We start from the raw sequence: 18,046 nt of genomic DNA on the forward strand, positions 1-18,046 counted from the left end.
CTACCCCTTCTCGCCCATTAACCCGGATGGCCGGATCAGCAAAATCAGCAGCATCAGCGCAAATGGAATGGTGGCCGCAACGCTGGACACCTTGAGGGTCATCAAACCGCCCATTTGCTGCGCCCATTCACCGGCACCAAACAGACCGAACACTGACGCCAGGCTGAGGTCCACGCCCACGGCGAAGGATGAAATCAGGCCGATCAACAGCGAGGCCACCATCGCCCCGGCCATTGAGCCCAAACCGCCGACCACCACCACGACAAACACAATCACCCCAAGCTCCAGCGCCATGTTCGGGTTGGTGGTGTAGAAGGCGCCCGCCAGTGCACCGGCCAGCCCGGCAAGGGCCGCGCCGATGCCGAACACCGCCATGAACACCAGCGGCACGTTATGCCCCAGGGCCTCGGCCATTTGTGGACGATGGATTGCTGCGCGCACCACGATGCCGACCCGGGTGCGGGTCAGCAGCAGATAGATCAGGGCAAATACCAGCAGCGAGACAATGCCCATCAGCAGCCGGTAAAACGGATAGTCGGTGCTGAACACCTGGAACGCGGCGAAGTTGAGGAACTCCGGCACCCGGTATTCCACCGAGAAGTTGCCGTAGAACAACTTGATCAGCTCAACAATGATGAACGTCAGGCCAAAGGTCAGCAGCAGTTCGTGGGCGTGCCCGTACTTGTGTACGCGGCGCAGGAAGAAGCGCTCGACAATCACCCCGATCAGCCCCACCAGCACGGTCGAAAGCAGCACCGCGCCGACAAAGCCGACGTATTTTTGCAGGGTGTAGGCCAGGTAGGCGCCCACCATATAAAAGGAGGCATGGGCGAAATTGAGCACGCCCATCATGCCAAAGATCAGCGTCAGGCCAGCAGAAACCATGAACAGCAGCAGGCCGTAGATCACGCCGTTAAGCAGTGAAACTGTGAGGAATTCCATAGGCGACTCCAGCGTTCGCGATGGACAAAAAGGCGTGCCGGGTGGCACGCCAGGCGGCGTCAGTCGGGCCGTTGCATGCGGCAGTCAGCTTGCACCGGCGCTGCGGCTTCATCGGCGCTGAACGACTTGATCGGGACAAAGCCCATGTCGGTGCCGTCAACCTTGTAGCGCGCGTCTTTGGAGACCACCGACACCACGAATGGCATCAGCAGTTGGTGGTCTTCGGCACGCATGCGCACGGCCCCCAGCGGGTTGCTGTCGCTGGCTTTTTCCAGGGCCAGGGCGAAGCTGCGGGTGTTGAGGCGGCCGTCTTCTGCCGGCAAGGTTTTCAGCACATTGCCCACCATCTGCAAGGCGAACACGGTTTGCGGCTCGATATAGGCTGGCAGGTGCCCGGTCTTGGCTTGGTACTCGGTGGCGAACTTCTCGCCCTGCTCGCCTGCGGCTTCAATGTTGAACGGGTGCGAAACGTAATGCCCCAACGCAACATCACCGGCGTTCGCCAGGTTGCCTGGCTGATCGAGGAAGGCGGTGCCAAAGCGCAATTTGAGGCCCGCCGCACGGCTGGCTTTCATCAGCAAGAGCAAGTCGTTGCCCCAGTTACCGGTGAGCACGGTTTCAGCGCCAGAGGCCTGGATACGGGCGATGTAAGGGGCGAAATCCTGGACTTTCTGGGTGTCGTGCAGGCTTTTGCCCACCAACTGATACCCCCCCGCCGCGGCGTTGTCGGTGATGGCTTTTTCCATGTCCTGGCCCCAGCTGTAGTTCTGGTTCATGGAATAGACTTTAGTGCCCAGGGTGCCGGCTTCTTTCATGGCTGCCACCAAGGTTTTGACCCGGATTGGCGCATTGCCGTTGAAGCGGAAGTGGTAGAAGTGGCATTTGCTGCCGGTGAGTTCCAGGGCCTCACCGCCGACGTTGAGGAACACGACTTCCTTGCCCTTGTTGCGCAGGTTGTACTTGCGCACATCTTCTGTGATTTGCCCGGCCGCCACTGACGAGGCGCCCTGAACGATCATTTGTGCGCCGCTGCCAATTGCAGCCTTGAGTTTTTCAGAAGCGCCGGCCGGGGTGCCCTGGCTATCGAATTCGAGCAACTGGATGGGTTCGCCATTCCAGCCACCTTCAGCGTTCAGGCGGTCGATCTGGAAGCGCGTGGCAGCCCGGAACATTTGCCCGGTGGCAGCGGAGGGTCCCGACAGGGTCTCAACCAACGCTACTTTCAAAGGATCAGCGCAGGCGATACCGGCGAGCAGGGTCGTGCCGAAGGTGAGCAGACGCAGCGTGGTCTTTGTGTGCATGGAAGCCTCGTTTTTTATTTTTATGTACGATCTGGTCGAACATCATCATCGACATGTCAGACCAGTTGACGAAAATTACGACAACGCTGCGCCGAAGTCAAAGCACCCACGGGCAAAAAAGTGCATTTATTTCTGATTGATTCACTCAAACACCTTGAAATGTGCAGGCTTGAGCCGATAAAAAATTTCTAAACTTGTAAGACCACAGCCCATTCCTTCACTATTCTCAGCCAATCACTTATGCCCGTACCCGCGCTGCCTCGCGGCAGAGGACTCACAATGAAAAGCGTTAACGTACAAAGCAACCAGCCCTTGCCAATGGAAATCGTCAACTGGCTCAGTGGCGAAATCCACTCCGGGCGGCTGGCCACCGGCGATCAACTGCCCAGCGAACGACAGTTGTGCGAACAGTTTTCGGTCAGCCGGGCGGTGGTGCGCGAAGCCTTGTCGCAACTCAAGTTCGAAGAACTGATCACCACCCAGCAAGGCAAAGGCGCCTTCGTGGCCAAGCGCGGCGAGCGTCACGCCTTCCGCCTCAATGAAGTGTCGCTCAACGAAGAAGACTCCCTGCTGCACATCCTCGAGTTCCTGATCACCATCGAAGTGGGCGCCACGCGCCTTGCAGCGTTGCGCCATACCCCGGAAGACTTGAAGAAAATTCGCCAGGCGTTAGTCGGCATGGAATACGCCATGGTCAACGACCAACTGGGTGATGAAGAGGACTATGCCTTCCACCAGGCGATTGTCGCGGCCACCCATAACCCGCATTTCAAATCGCTGAATGAATACCTCGATCACAGTGTCCGGCGCCTGATTCGCGAGGCCCGCAGCAACACGGCGGCGATCTACAACGAGCTGATCCAGGCGGTGCAGGACGAACACCAGGCCATCTTCCAGGCCATTCAGGCGCGCGATCCGGTGCGGGCGGGCGAAGCCGCCGAACGTCATCTGCGCAATGCTGCCAAACGCATGGACATGTACCTGCAGGACTGATCCTCCTGCAGCACCCTTGACACTGAAAAGGGAAGCCTCCTACCATCCTGTCAGACAACAAAAACAAATGTCAGACAGGTTAATCCTCATGATCACTGGCCAAACGCGTTTGATCGGCATCGTTGCTGATCCGATCGCCCATGTAAAAACCCCGCAAGTCATCAATCAGAGTACGGCCAACCAAGGTTTGGATGTGGTCTGCGTACCCCTGCACGTGCACGCCGAAAACCTGCAAAAGGTGCTGGGTGGCGTTGGCGGCTTCGCCAACCTGCAAGGCCTGGTCGTTACCATCCCGTACAAGGAAAGCATCCTTGAATACTGCGACGACCTGACCGACATCGCCCGCCAGGTCGGTTCGGTGAATGCCATCCGCATCGACCCTGACACCGGGCGCCTCACGGGCGGCAATTTTGATGGCGAAGGCATGCTGGCCGGTCTGCACCAACAGGGGCATACGGTTGCTGGCAAACGCGTGTTGCTGGTGGGCACGGGAGGCGCGGGCAAGTCCATTGCCTGGTCCCTCGCCCAGCAGAAACCTGCACGACTGGCCCTCTACAACCGTTCACCGGCCCGTGCGCAAGCGTTGCTGGAGCGTCTGCAAAAACAGTTTCCCGAGCTCGATCTGGTTATCAGTGACGGCAATGCGCAGGACTACGACGTGGTCATCAACGCCACCTCGCTGGGCCTCAAGGACGATGATCCCCTGCCCCTCGATCCGAACACCTTGCGAGCGGGCGCTTTGGTCTGCGAAGCGGTGATGCGCGCGGACGGCACCGCGCTGCTGGCGGCGGCACGCGAGCGCGGCTGCCGCACTCACCCCGGACAGCACATGATTTACGGGCAGGTGGTGCAGATCTGCCGCTTCCTCGGTGTTGACCTGCAGCCTGAACACGTTGCGCGCATTCTCGGCCACTGACCCCTGCCCTCTCTGGAGACACTGCTCATGTATGACTTCAACAACCGCGTCTTGCTGCTGACCGGCGCCAACGGCGGTATCGGCCGCGAAGTGGCGAAGCTGTTTTATCAATACGGCGCGTCGATGGTGCTGACGGATCTGGACGGTGAAGGGTTGGCTGACTTCGCCCGTACGCTGGACCCACAGGGTGAGCGTGTGGCCACCTTGCGCATGAACGCTGGCGATCCGGATGACTCGGCAAAAGCGGTGCAACTGGCGGTCGAGCGCTTTGGCGGGATTGATTTTCTGGTGCCGTCTGCCGGGCTGTACCAATCACAACCGATTCGCGAAATGACCGACGAGCAATGGCGCCAGACTTTGGGCATCAACCTCGACGGCGTGTTTTACCTGTGCAGCCGCGCCATCCCTGCCCTGCGCGCCAACAGCGCCATCGTTAACCTGACCTCCGTGGCGGCGCACCGAGGCGCGTATTCCAACGCCCACTACGGCAGTTCCAAAGGCGGCCTGTTGAGCCTGACTCGCGCACTGGCCCGTGAATTGGGGCCACAGACGCGGGTGAATGCGGTGTCGCCGGGCATTATCGAAACCCCGATGACACAAAGCCTGATCGCCACCCGTGGCAGCGATTCGGTGGAACAAACCCCGCTCAAACGCCTTGGCCAGCCGAGTGAAATCGCCTCTGTCATCGCCTTTTTGTGCAGTGACGGATCGAGCTTCATGACCGGGGAAGTGCTGCATGTGAATGGCGGGTTGTATATCGCGGGGTGAGGCAATTCTGTTGAACCACAACCCGGCAGGAGTTGCCGCCCCGTCTACGACGCCGCGCTGTCGCGCAGCAAACAGGACAGCGAATATCTTTAGCATCCCCCAATCGGTTCCCTCTCCTTCGGGAGAGGCGTGGTGAGGGGGCTCTTGACTTGAGTACATATCCGTTGCTGCGGCAACGGCCACTTAGGGTTCCGGCCTTACGCCGCGTCACTTTGCAAAAGCGGCAAAGTAACCAAAACGCTTTTGCCCCTACCCCTCGGTGCCTCGCTTTGGCTCGGCATGCCCTCACCACAGGCCTTGCTCCGTAGGCCCGCCGCGATCGGCCATCCATGGCCGTGTCGCGGCTAACCCGGCGTCCTGCCGGGTTACCCACTGCGCAAAACCTGCGTTCGGCCAGCGTGGTTTAATGGGGCCTTTTAGATCAAGATCAAAAGCAAGATCTAGATCAAAAGATCGCGAGCAAGCTCGCTCCTACAAAGCCTTTAAAATCAATCACTTATTTTATGCTTGATAAGAGCGAGCTTGCCTCGCGATCTTTTGATCTTGAAAGGCCTTGCGTCGGCGCACGGCCTCTCGAAGGGGCAGGTAGATCAAGACCAAAAACCCAGTCACAAGCCGGATTAAGATACCGACGAAAACTCCCATCTACCGGTCAGACTGCGGGCCTGGGAGATGTTCCGTACAATGCTGCAAAAACTAGCCAGGACTGGTCAGCGATAAACGTTAATGGCCATTTTTGCGCAACGATCAGGAAGTAAGCGATGAGCAAAATCTACACCGCAGTCACTGCAGCGGCCGACGTTGAAACCACACTCAACTGGCTCGGCGGCCGCTGGAAATTGATCATTCTGTTCCATCTGTTTGGCGGGCAAGTGCAGCGCTATTCAGACCTTGAACGTCTGATTCCGGACATTTCGCAAAAGATGCTGGCCCAACAACTACGGCAACTCGAAGCTGATGGCCTGGTGCATCGTACGGTTTATCCGGTAGTGCCACCCAAGGTCGAATACCGATTGACGGAATGGGGCCAGAGCCTCTGCCCAGTATTGGACGGCCTGCTCAAATGGCAGACCGCCAAACCAGCGACCTAAACAGTCGGCACAGTGCCGCCATCTATCACGTATTCAGTTCCACTGATCGACGCCGCCCGAGGCGAGACTAAAAAGGTAATCAAGTCAGCGACCTCCGCTGGTTTGGCGGGCCGCCCGAGAGGAATACCGCCGAGTGCCTGCATGATGATCTGCTTTCCACCTTCATAATCTGTACCTGCCTGTTGCGCCAGACGCTGCGCCAACGCCACGGCAGCATCCGTCTCAACCCAGCCTGGGGAGACCCGCACGACCCGAACCCCCTTGGGCGTTACCTCTTTCGACAGACTTTTGCTGTAGGTCGCCAATGCTGCCTTGGCGGCGGCATACGCCGTGGTCGATTCTGGCAATGGCAACTCCCGCTGGATCGACGTGACATGAATGATAACCCCGGCCCCGCGTTCAAGCATTCCCGGCAATAGTGCGCGATCTACCCGCACCGCAGCCATCAGGTTAAGGCCCAGGGCATCCTCCCACTGCTCATCGTCAAGCACTGCAAAACCACCCCCTGGCGCGCTTGAGCCGCCTAGAACATTGACGATGATATCAACGCCGCCGAACCGTTTTTTAACCTCATCGGTAGCACTCGCGCAACCTGGCGCGGTGCCCAAGTCGGCAGCGATAAAATGCACGCCGTCCGGAATCGAACGCCCTGACGAACGTGCGACCGAAATCACCTGTACACCTTGTTCGAGCAATGCCGACACTACGGCAGCACCGATGCCTTGGGTGCCGCCAGTCACCACTGCGCGAAGACCTTCAAGTCCAAGATCAAAGCTCATACCAAAATCTCCAGCGAAGCCGACTGGGTGCAGGTACAACCTTCGTCGTTCATCACGACGGCGGCGGCCAAGTAACGGGTGATGGGTTGGGGGAACATAAGGGGCATGAACGTATTCCTGAGGGACGGTTGTGGCCCCCAAGATAGGAGTGCTGCAGACAGGCCACAAGAACGCACAAAAAGGTAATGGACTAACCAAAAAGTCAGGGTGCGGATTCAGAGGGCTACAGGCCTGGGCAAGCAACTGTCGAAATCCACAAAACAGGTTTAGGCGGGTGCGGATGTCCGCAAAGGATCGCCAATAGAGCAGGACAGACTTCCGAAAAAAGCACTCCACCTGTGGTTACACAGCGTTATCACGTCAGCCCCCGCAAGGCATATGACTGACGGGGACTGAGAGGGTTAAAGACCTAATTGCGTACGAACAGCTTGGCCATATCCTGCAATAAACGCTCATCTTCACCCGCCGCTGCAATCACTTGCAGGCCCACGGGCAGGCCTCTCACCTGCCCTGCTGGCAGGCTGATTGCGGGCAGGCCGGTGAGGTTCCAGGGGCTGGTGTAGCTGAGCACGGCGGCGCGGACGTCGATGAGTTGCTCGCCCACGGGTGTCTCCCGTGCGTTCACTGGCGGGGCGATGATCGGTACGCAGGGCGAAACCAGCAGGTCATAGTCTTCGAATAACCGCGCCATATGCGCTTGATACTGCTGCTGGGCCCGCTGCGCGCGAATGTATTGCCAGCCGCGAACTTCTTGCGACAGTTCAAGGCGCTCGCGCACTTCTTGGTCGAACAATTGCGGCGCCTCTTGCATGCGCTCGGCATGCACGTCGTAGGCCTCGGCGCGTTGCAGTATCAGCAGGGTTTCTTTCATGCCGGCAGCCATGGCGGCCAATTCCGTCACTTCGTGCAATGTATCGCCAAACACCTGCTTGGCCGCCTGGTAAACCTGTTGATCCACTTCGGCGTCGACCGGGCCGAAGCTGCCCGAGCGGATCCAGCCAACCCGTACTGCACGTGGTTCAGTGGCTGTCGCGGCGCATGCCTTGCCCGATAACACTTCGAACAGCAGGCGCGCGTCTTCAACCGAGTTGGCAATCGGCCCGGCGTGGTCGAGGCTGGACGACAGCGGGAATACGCCTTCCAGTGGCACGGCAGCATAGGACGGTTTGAAGCCGACCACACCGCACAACGCCGCCGGAATCCGGATCGAGCCGCCGGTGTCCGTGCCCAAGGCCAGCGGCACCATGCCGCTGGCCACGGCCGCCGCGCTGCCCGCGCTGGAGCCGCCCGTGATGCAATCCGGGGCCCACGGGTTGCGGGCCGCGCCCTGTAGCGAGCGGTCGCCCGTCGGGCCGTAGGCGAATTCATGGGTCAAGGTTTTGCCGACAATCACTGCACCCGCCTCGCGCAAACGCTGCACACACACGGCATCACGGCGCGGCCTGAAGCCTTCGAAATGCGCCGAGCCATAAGTGCTGACGTAGTCCAACGTGTCGATGTTGTCTTTGACCGCCACGGGTATGCCGTGCAGCGGCCCCAAGTCCTGGCCTTGGGCCAACAGGTCATCGGCCTTGCGCGCCTGGGCCAGAGCAACCGGTGCATCCACTTGAACGAAGGCGTTCAGGGTCGGGTTCAGCCGCTCGATGCTGTCGAGAGCGGCCTGGGTCAGTTCAACGCTGGTCAAACTGCCGTCGCGCAGGCGTTCAGCCAGCTCGACGACCGATCGACCGAAAAAATAGCCAGCATGGGCAGGTAGTACCGGGCTCATACAAACACCTCAATCAAACAGCAGCAGGAAGGGGGGAAGCAGCCGGACGGCCGCCTGGGCGCACCATCAACATGGCGCTCATGCCCAACGCGGTCGCCACGGCGGCGGCCACGAACATCGACGAATAGCCGTAGCGAACGGTCAGGTAGCCGGTCAGCATCGGGGCAATGAACGAAGCGGTGTTGGCAATAAAGTGGGTCATGCCACTGTAGGCACCGACGCGGTTGGAGGGCGCAGTGTCGATGACCACGGCCCAGTACACCGAGTTAGGCAGCGCATTGAGGGCGTTGGCCAGGGTCATCAGGGCAATCACGCCCCAGACGGTTTGGGCCTGCGAAACCATGATGAAGCACAGTGTGGTCAACAGCAGGCAAGTCGCGGCCAGCCAGCTGCGGGCGACTTTCAGGTTGCCGGTACGGCGCAGCAGCAGGTCGGATATTTTGCCGCCCAGCAGCACGGTAAAGCAGGCACCGGTCCACGGGATCATGCCCATGTACCACAGCGAGGACAGGTTGTAGTGGAACTCGTCCTGGAGGTATTTGGGGGTCCAGGTCAGCAGCAGGAAGGTTACGTAGACAAACGAGAAGTAGCCGACCGCGTTGAGCAGCAGGTCCTTGTTTTTGAAGAAGTGCCAGACCGGTGTCAGCGTGGTGGTTGGCGTCGAGGCATTGACCGCTTCGGCGCGCTCTTTGCGCAGGTAGTCCAGTTCCGCCTTGGACACTCGCGGGTTTTCATCGGGGGTGTTGGTGAAGCGCGTCATGAAGAAAATCAACAGCGCCAGGCTGATCACACCCAAGATCACGAACATGCTGCGCCAGTCGCCGGTCAGGGTTTGCAGGCCTACCGCAATCGGCGCGGTCAACAGAGCGCCCAGCGGCGTGCTGAGTAAACCCACCGACACCACAAAACCGCGCTCTTTAGGGGTCGCCCAGTTCGCCACGCTCTTGTTGATGACCGAGTACGCCGGGCCTTCAGCGAAACCGAACATCACCCGGATGGTGGCGAAACCGGCCATTGCCGAGCCGCCCAGAAATGCCAGACCGAAGTCACCGGCAAAAGCGGTTGCGATTTCAAAGATCGACCAGGTGGCACCGGCGATCAGCCAGATACGCTTGGCGCCAAAACGGTCAGCCAGAATGCCGCCGATCAACGCCCCCAAAATGTAACCGTAACCGAAGTAACCCAGCACCTTGCCCCAGTCGGCTTTGTCGAAACCGTACTCGGGAAGGATGCTCGCCGATGCGTAGGCAATGGCGCCGCGGTCAATGTAATTGAGCAACGCCATCAGCATGATCAAGAAGAAAATCTGATAGCGGAAGGAAGGGATAGCTGGGTTGTTCATAGGTATCTGACTCTTCAAATGATGGCAGAAGTCAAAAAGTCGGCCGCTTCCGGCGTATTTTTATTTTTTTACCCAAACGTTTGGGTTGACGAAATGTAGAGCGAGTAAAAATTTTAGTCAAACGTTTGGGTAAAAATTTTGTCCGGCCGAAAATCGCCCGTTCAGGTAGAATTCGCGCGCTCATAACAGACAGCAGGAAACCCCTCGAACATGCCGAACCCAGCCCGCCCCGCCACCCTCAAGTCCATGGCGACTGCACTTGGCGTGCATGTGTCCACCGTGTCCAGGGTGCTCAACGGCGACCCGGCGGGCGTCGAACGGGCAGCATCGGCCGAGGTGATTGAGCGTATTCGCGCATTGGCAAAAGAGCTGGATTATCGACCGAACACGCAGGCATCTAACCTGAAATTGCGTAAAAGTGAGGAAATCTGCGTACTGATGCCGCGCATCACCGACCTGGTGATGGCGACCATTTACGACAGCATCGACAGCAGCGCTGAACAGGCGGGCTACCTCACGTTCGTGTCCAACACCGACGACCAGCCCCTGCGCCAGATGCAACGTGCCGAACACGCCTTGCGCCGCTCGGTGGCCGGGCTGATCGTGGCTGACTCCCACGTGGGAGAAACCCAGCCACTGTTTGAGTTATTAACCCGCAAACACATCCCCTACGTGCTGGTCAGCCGCCAGATAGCCGGGCAAGTCGCGTCGTGCAGTAATGATGAGCTGGGCGGCTGGTTGGCGGCGGAGCATTTGTACACCCTGGGCTGGCGCGACGTCGCGATTCTGGCAGGCGAACGCCACGCCTCAACCGGCGCCGATCGCACGCGCGGCTTCACCCGCTACTTTCGCGAACAGGGCATCACCTTGCGCCCGGAATGGACCCTCAACGGCCCCTTTGACAGCCTGACCGGGCACCAGCAAGGTGAGCATCTGCTGGGGCTGAACCCGCGCCCTCAAGCGTTTTTCGCGGTCAACGACTTCCTCGCCATCGGCCTGATGGGCGCTGCACGGGACAAAGGCCTGCTGCCGGGCAAAGACATCGCCGTGGTCGGTTTCAACGACATCGCCCTCGCCCACGAACTCACCGTGCCACTGACCAGCGTGCGCTTACCACTGGCCGAAATGGGCCAGCAGGCGGTGGAGTTATTGCTGAAACGGATCAAGGGCGAAGCCGTTGAATCGATTGTGCTGACCCCACAACTGCAAGTGCGGGCCAGTTCTACAGTGTTGCCCAAGCCGCTGTAATCCGTTCAGTCCCCCCTCGGTAGGAGGGGCCGCCCCGTCTTCGACGCCGCGCTGTCGCGCAGCAAACAGGCCGCCGAGTATCTTCAGCATCCCCCAATCGGTTCCCTCTCCTTCGGGAGAGGCGTGGTGAGGGGGCTCTTGACTTGAGTACATATCCGTTGCTGCGGCAACGGCCACTTAGGGTTCCGGCCTTACGCCGCGTCACTTTGCAAAAGCGGCAAAGTAACCAAAACGCTTTTGCCCCTACCCCTCGTGCCTCGCTTTGGCTCGGCATGCCCTCACCACAGGCCTTGCTCCGTAGGCCCGCCGCGATCGGCCATCCATGGCCGTGTCGCGGCTAACCCGGCGTCCTGCCGGGTTAACCACTGCGCAAAACCTGCGTTCGGCCAGCGTGGTTTAATGGGGCCTTTTAGATCAAGATCAAAAGCAAGATCTAGATCAAAAGATCGCGAGCAAGCTCGCTACTACAAAGCCTTTAAAATCAATCACTTATATTATGTTTGATAAGAGCTGCCGCAGGCTGCGATCTTTTGATTTTTTAAAAGATCGCAGCCTGCGGCAGCTCCTACGAAAGGGGGCAGATCATGTAGTAACTACGCATGTCGAAAGCCAGTTTAATTCCCCTCTTATGTAGTCCCGTTTGATATGTAACAACCTAGACAAGGCAACGGACTACACACCAAGCGGACACAACCGACATACACCCACACTGATAAATCCTCTTACTAAAGACCCGCAAACCAGCGGGTCATAACAATAAAAAGAGGTGTCAGCCATGAACGAAGCGGTCAGTGCGGTGCGCGTTGCGGTTGTGCAATTCGATCCGCAGGTGGGCATTCAACATAGCCAGGCCAATCTGGAGCACAGCCTTGAATTGGCCCGCGAGGCGGCCATTAACGGGGCAAATCTTATTGTGCTGCCGGAGTTGGCCAACACCGGGTATTTGTTCGGCACTCGCCAGGAAGCCTTCCTGCATGCCGAGTTGATTCCCGAGGGTCCGAGCATGCAGGCCTGGCTCGATTTTGCCCGAAAGCATCAGGTGTATCTGGCCGCAGGACTGGCGGAACGGGACGGTGTGCAGTTGTTCGACAGCGCGGTGCTGGTGGGCCCGGGCGGTTTTATTGGCAAGTACCGCAAGGCCCATTTATGGAACCGCGAGAAGCTCTGGTTTACTCCCGGCAATCTGGGGTTTCCGGTGTTTGACACACCCATTGGCCGCATCGGCCTGCTGATTTGCTGGGACATCTGGTTTCCCGAAGTACCGCGCCTGTTGAGCCTGCAAGGCGCCGACATTATCTGCAGTCTGAACAACTGGATCTGGACGCCACCGCCTCTGTTCGATGACAGCGGAAAATGCATGGCCTCGTACCTGACGATGACCGCTGCTCATGCCAACAACGTGTTTATTGCCGCCGCCAACCGCATCGGTGAGGAACAAGGCGAACGCTATCTGGGCTGCTCGCTGATTACCGGGACCAATGGCTGGCCCATCGGCAAGGTGGCCTCAGCAGATGAGCAGACCATTCTCTATGCCGATATTGATCTGACCAGCGCACGCAGCGCGCCGATCTGGAACAGTTTGAACGACCTGCATCGCGACCGCCGGGTCGATGTGTATGAGTCGATGCTCGGCTATACCGACCACCCTCTCCTTCCACGCTGATGAGGACGCCATCATGTCGTCTTTATCACCAAGAGCGTCTTCCACTGCGTCAGTGCGTTACCTGGTTTTACTTGTAGCCAGCGCGCTGCTAATCATTATTTTGATGGGGGGTTTATCGTGGTTCTACTCAGCATCGGCAACCGGTTACTGGCCCGGATATGCCGATATGATGGGCGACTGGCCTTCACCGCTGGCCTGGCTGCGTTGGGTGATCGGCGATATCAGCGAAGTCGCTTTTTACAAGCACGAGTTCGCCTCGTTGGGGTTATTGCTTGGGGGTGCCCTGGGGTATTGGGCCAGTCGGTACGCCAAAACGTGGCAAGGGTTTAGCATCAGCTATGGCACGGGACTGTGGCCCTGGCTGGTCACCAGTTCACTGCTGGGGTTGGCGCTGAGCAATGCATTGTGGGGCTGGACGTTGACTGCCGACACCTGGCAGCCAACGTTTGCCGCCTTTGTGTCCCTGCCCGCCGCGATGGTGTTGCTGTTTGGTGGCGGCTGGAAAGTCACCCTCAACGGAGCGGTTCTCGGGGCCCTGCTGGTCACACCTTGTTGCCTGCTGATGGTTAACTTCGTCTGCCTGCCGTTGGGGTTGCCCGTCGTGATTGGCAATGTACTGGGGATGGCGCTGGGCAGTGCGCTGGCTTTTGGCTTGTGCCGGTGTGTGCCCGTACTGGTCAAAAGCCAGGTCGAACCCATCGTTGAGAAGCCCGCCGCCAGGCCCAAGCCTGACTACGGGGTAATCTGGACGTTACGCCGGGTATTGGCAGACTTTTCCGAAGCGCCTTTTTTTGGCAATGAATGGGCCAGCCTGGGAATGTTGGCTGGCGTTTTACTGGCCTATGCATTGAACCCGCTGAGCCCTGCTTATGGTTCAGGCTTGCTGCTGCATTTGGTTACAGCACAGGCATTCACCTCGTTAGTGGGCGTGATTATTTGGCGCAGCCAATGGCAGAAACTCGGCTGGTACCCCACGTATGTGCCGCTGGTGTCAGTGGTTCCGGCGGCGGTGCTGACCTACGGCGCCAGCGCGACGGTGATGATCGCCAGCGCTGTGCTGGGGGCTCTGGTCGCCCCGCCTTTGGCCCACGCCATTGCCCGGCGGTTGCCCCAGTACATGCACCCTTACATTGGCAATGTGTTGTCGATGGCGATCAGCACGCTGCTGATTGTGCCGGTGATTGGTTATTTCATCCCGTAGGAGAGGCCGCGATCTCTTAGATCAAAAGCCAGATAAAGATCAAAAGATCGCGAGCAAGCTCGCTCCTACACAGTGAACTCCCTCCCCTCTGCGCCCATCCGGGCGCATCCTCATATAACTAAAAGATATTTCATATTCGATACATATATTGGATTGTTCCTAGGGAAATGCTTTTAATCGCGGCCCCAACGTCTTGTGTTTGCTGATGTTTCAGCGACTTCTGTTTCGGTACTTTTTATGAACGCGTCTGCCGCTGTGGCGCCTGATCCGCTGATTCGTGTGCGCGCTTTGAGTAAATCGTTCGGGGCCAACCGTGCCCTGGACCATGTGGACTTGCAGATTTACCCCGCCGAAGTCGTGGCGTTGTTGGGTGCCAATGGCGCGGGCAAATCGACGCTGGTGAAGATCCTCGCCGGTAGTCAGTCCCATGATGCGGGCGAGCTGTTGGTTGACGGGCAGTTGCAGCGTTTCAATTCGCCACTGGCGGCGCGTGAGGTCGGGATTGTGGCGGTGCATCAGCACGTCAATGACGCGATTGCGCCGGGTTTGAGCGTGGCGGAAAACCTGCTGCTGGATGAGTTGTGCCAGCCCGGTGCCGGTTTCTGGCTGGGGCGCAAACGCGTGTTGCAACGTGCCTCGGTAATCGCTGCCGGGCTGGGGCTAGATCTACCGCTGGAGCAGCCGATTGAACACCTCGGCCAGGCGGAACGCCAATTGGTGGTGTTGGCCCGGGCTTTTGCCTTGCAGCCCCGTTTGTTGATTCTGGATGAGCCGACTGCCGCCCTTTCGGACACCGAAGCGCAACGTTTATTTGCCCTGGTCGATACCTTGCGCGAGCGCGGGGTGGCGATTGTTTATATCTCCCATCGCTTGTCCGATTTGCAGCGTCTGGCGGATCGCGCCGTGGTGTTGCGTGACGGCAGGCTGGCCGGTGAATTTGCTGCCGATCAACTCACCGAGGCGGTGTACGCCATGCTCGGTGAAGCGCCGGACACCCGGCCTTTTGAGCCGCGTGAGGCGGGCCGCAAGGTGTTGAGTTTGCGCGCAGCGAAGGTCACGGCGAACTCCGCTGAGTTTGATTTAAACCTGCACGAAGGTCAGGTGGTGGCGCTCACCGGGCTATTGGGTGCGGGCAAAAGTGAAATTGCCGAGGTGCTGTTCGGTTTGCGTCGCCCGGCTGCCGGAACGCTGCACGTGGAAGGTGTTGCCGGGCTGTTCAATTCGCCAGAGCACGCAGTTAAAGCCGGGGTGTTTTACGCCGCCGAAGACCGCGCCAGCCATTCGTTGATTCCTGGCTTTTCGTTGCGCAAAACCCTGACCCTGCCCTTTTTGCAGCGTTTCACCCGCTACGGATTTATCAACACCCGGCTGGAGGCGCAGGCGGTAGAAGACGCCGTGACCGCGCTGGGTGTGAAGACCGCCGGGATCGAATTGCCCATGGAGACGCTGTCTGGCGGTAACCAGCAGAAAGTCGTGCTGGGCCGCTGGCTGCTGGGCAACGGCCGTGTGCTGATGCTCGATGAACCGTTCCAGGGTGTGGATGTGCGCGCCCGTCGCGAGATTGGCCATTTGCTGCGTAACAGCTGCGAAGGCCGGGCCACGCTGGTGATTTGCACTGACGTTGACGAGGCCCTGGAGATCGCCGACAGAATTTTGGTGGTGCGTGATTTTGCCGTGGTCGCTGACTACGCCCGAGCCGGGCTGAACCGCGCCATGCTGGTGGCGCAATTGGTGGGCAGTGACGTTCCATCCCCTATCCCTTGCTCTTCCCCTTTAAACCGTACCGCAACGCCCGGGAGTAGTGCGCGTGGCTGATTTGATTTCCTCTTTGCCGGGCAGTGCCCCCAAGCCCAAGCGCGTGCTGGATGCGTTGATCCGTTATGGCCTGCTGCTGGTGCTGGCCGCCGTGGTGGTGTTTTTCAGCATTGCCGAACCGGCCTTTTTGCGGGTCAACAACCTGTTCATCATTTTGCAGTCGGTGTCCATCGTCGCCTTGCTGGCCCTTGGCGTGACCTTGACCATGGCCGTGGGCGGCCTCGATTTGTCCATCGGCGCGGTGGCGGCGATGAGCCTGATGATCGCCAGCTACGTGATGGTGGTGCTGGGCTGGGGCGCCGTACCGGCGGTGTTGATCAGCCTGTCGGGCGGGGCTTTGGTCGGTCTTTTTAACGGCTGGCTGATCGTCAAAATGCGCGTGCCGGACATTCTCGCCACCTTGGGCAGCATGTTTTTGGTGATCGGTGTGCAACTGATTCCCACCGGCGGGCGCTCGATTGCGGTAGGCATGACGCTACCCAACGGAGAAGAAACCGAAGGCGTGTTCAGTGCGGCTTTTCTGGCGCTGGGGCGCGGTCGGTTGTGGGACACGGTGCCGGTTCCGGTGCTGGTAACCGCTGTCGCAGCGCTGGCCGTGTGGCTGTTTCTGGAGCGGGCGCGCATCGGCCGGTTGTTTTATGCCATCGGCGGCAACGAGCAAGCGGCGCACCTGGCGGGCGCTCCGGTGCATCGCTACAAACTGCTGGCGTACGTGCTGTCGTCCTTGCTGGCGTCAGTGGGCGGTTTGCTGCTGGCGGCGCGGCTGGGGCGCGGCGATGTCAGCTCCGGCAACGGGCTGGTGCTGGATGCACTGGGCGCGGCGCTGATTGGTTTTGCCGTGCTGGGCGCGAAGAAACCCAACGCGTTTGGCACGTTGATAGGCGCCTTACTGGTGGCCACCTTGCTCAATGGATTGACGATGCTCAACGCACCCTATTACGCCCAAGATTTCGTCAAAGGACTGGTGTTGGTGCTGGCGCTGATTTTCACCTTTGGTGTCGGACAGCGCGTGCGCTGATCTGGACGCCCTTACTTGCAAGGATCACCTATGTACACATCCATCAAAAGCGCCATTCGCCATGCTCTGGCCGGTGCGCTGCTGTCAGGCGCGGCTTTGGGCGTACAGGCAGCCGGCTTGCCGGGCGCCCCCGCGCCCTTCGACAAAGGCAATGTGCAGATTGCCATGGTCGGTTATCTGTTTTCCGGCGACTTCCCCGAGGCGTATCTGCAAGGCGTCGAGAAACAGACCAAAGCTCTGGGTGCGACGTTGCGGATTTTCGATGCGCGGCAACAGGCAGCCAGTCAGCGCGAGATGATCGAGCAGGCGATTGATCTGGGGGTCGACGGCATCATCGTGCAATTGGGCCTGGCCGAAACCCTCAAGGACTCGATCGACAAAGCCGTGGCCAAAGGCATCAAGGTGGTGACCTTTGACGTCGACCTGAACAACCCGAACGTGACTCAGGTCGAGCAGGACCACCACGCACTGGCGCGTTTGGCGCTGGAGCAGGCAGTCAAAGACAACGGCACGAAGTTCGATGCCGGGTATGTGTACATCAGCGGCTTTACCCCGATGGAGTTGCGCAACGAGATCTGGACTCAGGTCAAGGCGGCCAATCCGGGCATCGTCGAGAAGGCCCGTTTTGGCACGCTCAACCCGCCAATTGCCAACTCGGTCGCCGACCAGGCCAGTGCCGTGTTGCGTGCCAATCCGGGCATCAGCGTGATTTTCGCGCCATTTGACGAGTTCGCCAAAGGCGCAAAAATTGCCGTTGACGAGGCGGGCCTGAGTTCCAAGGTGAAAATCTACAGCGCCGACATTTCCACGGCTGACATACAGATCATGAAAGAACCTGACAGCGCCTGGGTGGCGACCGCAGCGGTCAACCCGCAAGTGGCCGGGGCAATCAGTGTTCGTAGCCTGGCAATGCTGATTGCCGGCGAGAATCCGGGGCAAAAAGTATTGGTCCCGCCAACGCTGATTACCCGTCAGCAGTTGCTGGACCTTGATGTGAAGAACGTTCGCGATCTGGCGCAGAAACTACCTGCGTTTGGGGACACATCAGGGATTGCCACGGCGTCCTGGATACCGCTGGCCAAGTAACACGTTTCGCACTCAACCAACACTCAATAACAACGATAGAGCAGTACTGCCGCGACGCTAATGCCGAAAACGCAAGTTCTCGGCAACGGGCGAGTATTAGCTGCAGTTCAGGAGT

General features: G+C 59.2%; 15 protein-coding genes. 10 read left to right on the plus strand and 5 right to left on the minus strand.

Annotated features, from left to right (window positions below):
• Both ACJJU9_RS14875 and ACJJU9_RS14880 read right to left on the minus strand, forming a co-directional pair.
• Positions 1-942: a branched-chain amino acid ABC transporter permease gene (locus tag ACJJU9_RS14875; RefSeq protein WP_048369285.1), complete on the minus strand. Its 942-nt coding sequence runs from the start codon at positions 940-942 to the stop codon at positions 1-3.
• A 59-nt stretch (positions 943-1,001) separates the two neighbouring features.
• Positions 1,002-2,243 (minus strand): branched-chain amino acid ABC transporter substrate-binding protein, encoded by a 1,242-nt coding sequence (locus ACJJU9_RS14880; RefSeq protein WP_088500383.1) that lies wholly within the window; start codon positions 2,241-2,243, stop codon positions 1,002-1,004.
• Positions 2,244-2,522: 279 nt separating this feature from the next.
• Between ACJJU9_RS14880 and ACJJU9_RS14885 the strand changes: the two genes are divergently transcribed.
• From ACJJU9_RS14885 to ACJJU9_RS14900, 4 genes are all read left to right on the plus strand, one after another.
• Positions 2,523-3,236: a FadR/GntR family transcriptional regulator gene (locus ACJJU9_RS14885; RefSeq protein ID WP_153333749.1), complete on the plus strand. Its 714-nt coding sequence runs from the start codon at positions 2,523-2,525 to the stop codon at positions 3,234-3,236.
• 88 nt (positions 3,237-3,324) lie between these two features.
• Complete coding sequence (locus ACJJU9_RS14890; RefSeq protein ID WP_407728870.1) at positions 3,325-4,152, plus strand: shikimate dehydrogenase family protein; 828 nt, start codon at positions 3,325-3,327, stop codon at positions 4,150-4,152.
• A gap of 27 nt (positions 4,153-4,179) precedes the next feature.
• On the plus strand, positions 4,180-4,920 hold the full coding sequence (locus ACJJU9_RS14895; protein ID WP_048369288.1) for an SDR family NAD(P)-dependent oxidoreductase: 741 nt from the start codon (positions 4,180-4,182) through the stop codon (positions 4,918-4,920).
• Positions 4,921-5,681: 761 nt separating this feature from the next.
• Entirely contained in the window at positions 5,682-6,011 is a 330-nt protein-coding gene (locus ACJJU9_RS14900; RefSeq protein WP_273222227.1) for a helix-turn-helix domain-containing protein, read from the plus strand.
• Here ACJJU9_RS14900 and ACJJU9_RS14905 read toward each other — a convergent pair.
• The 3 genes from ACJJU9_RS14905 to ACJJU9_RS14915 all read right to left on the minus strand — a co-directional run bounded on the left by ACJJU9_RS14905 (position 6,008) and on the right by ACJJU9_RS14915 (position 9,900).
• Entirely contained in the window at positions 6,008-6,790 is a 783-nt protein-coding gene (locus ACJJU9_RS14905) for an SDR family oxidoreductase (protein ID WP_273222225.1), read from the minus strand. The two genes, ACJJU9_RS14900 and ACJJU9_RS14905, sit on opposite strands and share 4 nt — an antisense overlap.
• A 409-nt stretch (positions 6,791-7,199) precedes the next feature.
• Positions 7,200-8,558, minus strand: a complete 1,359-nt coding sequence (locus ACJJU9_RS14910; protein WP_407728871.1) for an amidase — start codon at positions 8,556-8,558, stop codon at positions 7,200-7,202.
• A gap of 13 nt (positions 8,559-8,571) precedes the next feature.
• On the minus strand, positions 8,572-9,900 hold the full coding sequence (locus tag ACJJU9_RS14915) for an MFS transporter (protein ID WP_153336296.1): 1,329 nt from the start codon (positions 9,898-9,900) through the stop codon (positions 8,572-8,574).
• Between the two features lie 210 nt (positions 9,901-10,110).
• On the opposite strand from ACJJU9_RS14915, the gene ACJJU9_RS14920 reads away from it, so the two are divergent.
• The 6 genes from ACJJU9_RS14920 (at position 10,111) to ACJJU9_RS14945 (ending at position 17,931) form a co-directional block, all read left to right on the plus strand.
• Entirely contained in the window at positions 10,111-11,148 is a 1,038-nt protein-coding gene (locus tag ACJJU9_RS14920) for a LacI family DNA-binding transcriptional regulator (protein ID WP_407728872.1), read from the plus strand.
• A gap of 775 nt (positions 11,149-11,923) precedes the next feature.
• Positions 11,924-12,811: a nitrilase family protein gene (locus ACJJU9_RS14925; protein WP_048369293.1), complete on the plus strand. Its 888-nt coding sequence runs from the start codon at positions 11,924-11,926 to the stop codon at positions 12,809-12,811.
• Between the two features lie 13 nt (positions 12,812-12,824).
• Positions 12,825-14,012, plus strand: coding sequence for a hypothetical protein (locus ACJJU9_RS14930; protein ID WP_407728873.1), 1,188 nt, complete (start codon positions 12,825-12,827; stop codon positions 14,010-14,012).
• 237 nt (positions 14,013-14,249) lie between these two features.
• The gene (locus tag ACJJU9_RS14935; RefSeq protein ID WP_407728874.1) at positions 14,250-15,827 is read left to right on the plus strand and encodes a sugar ABC transporter ATP-binding protein; all 1,578 of its coding nucleotides are present in this window, start codon (positions 14,250-14,252) and stop codon (positions 15,825-15,827) included.
• Position 15,828: 1 nt separating this feature from the next.
• On the plus strand, positions 15,829-16,845 hold the full coding sequence (locus tag ACJJU9_RS14940; protein ID WP_407731000.1) for an ABC transporter permease: 1,017 nt from the start codon (positions 15,829-15,831) through the stop codon (positions 16,843-16,845).
• 30 nt (positions 16,846-16,875) lie between these two features.
• Entirely contained in the window at positions 16,876-17,931 is a 1,056-nt protein-coding gene (locus ACJJU9_RS14945; protein ID WP_123751509.1) for a substrate-binding domain-containing protein, read from the plus strand.
• Positions 17,932-18,046 lie beyond the last annotated feature (115 nt).

Origin of the sequence: Pseudomonas helleri (assembly GCF_045830615.1) — a bacterium.
Classification (GTDB): domain Bacteria; phylum Pseudomonadota; class Gammaproteobacteria; order Pseudomonadales; family Pseudomonadaceae; genus Aquipseudomonas; species Aquipseudomonas helleri.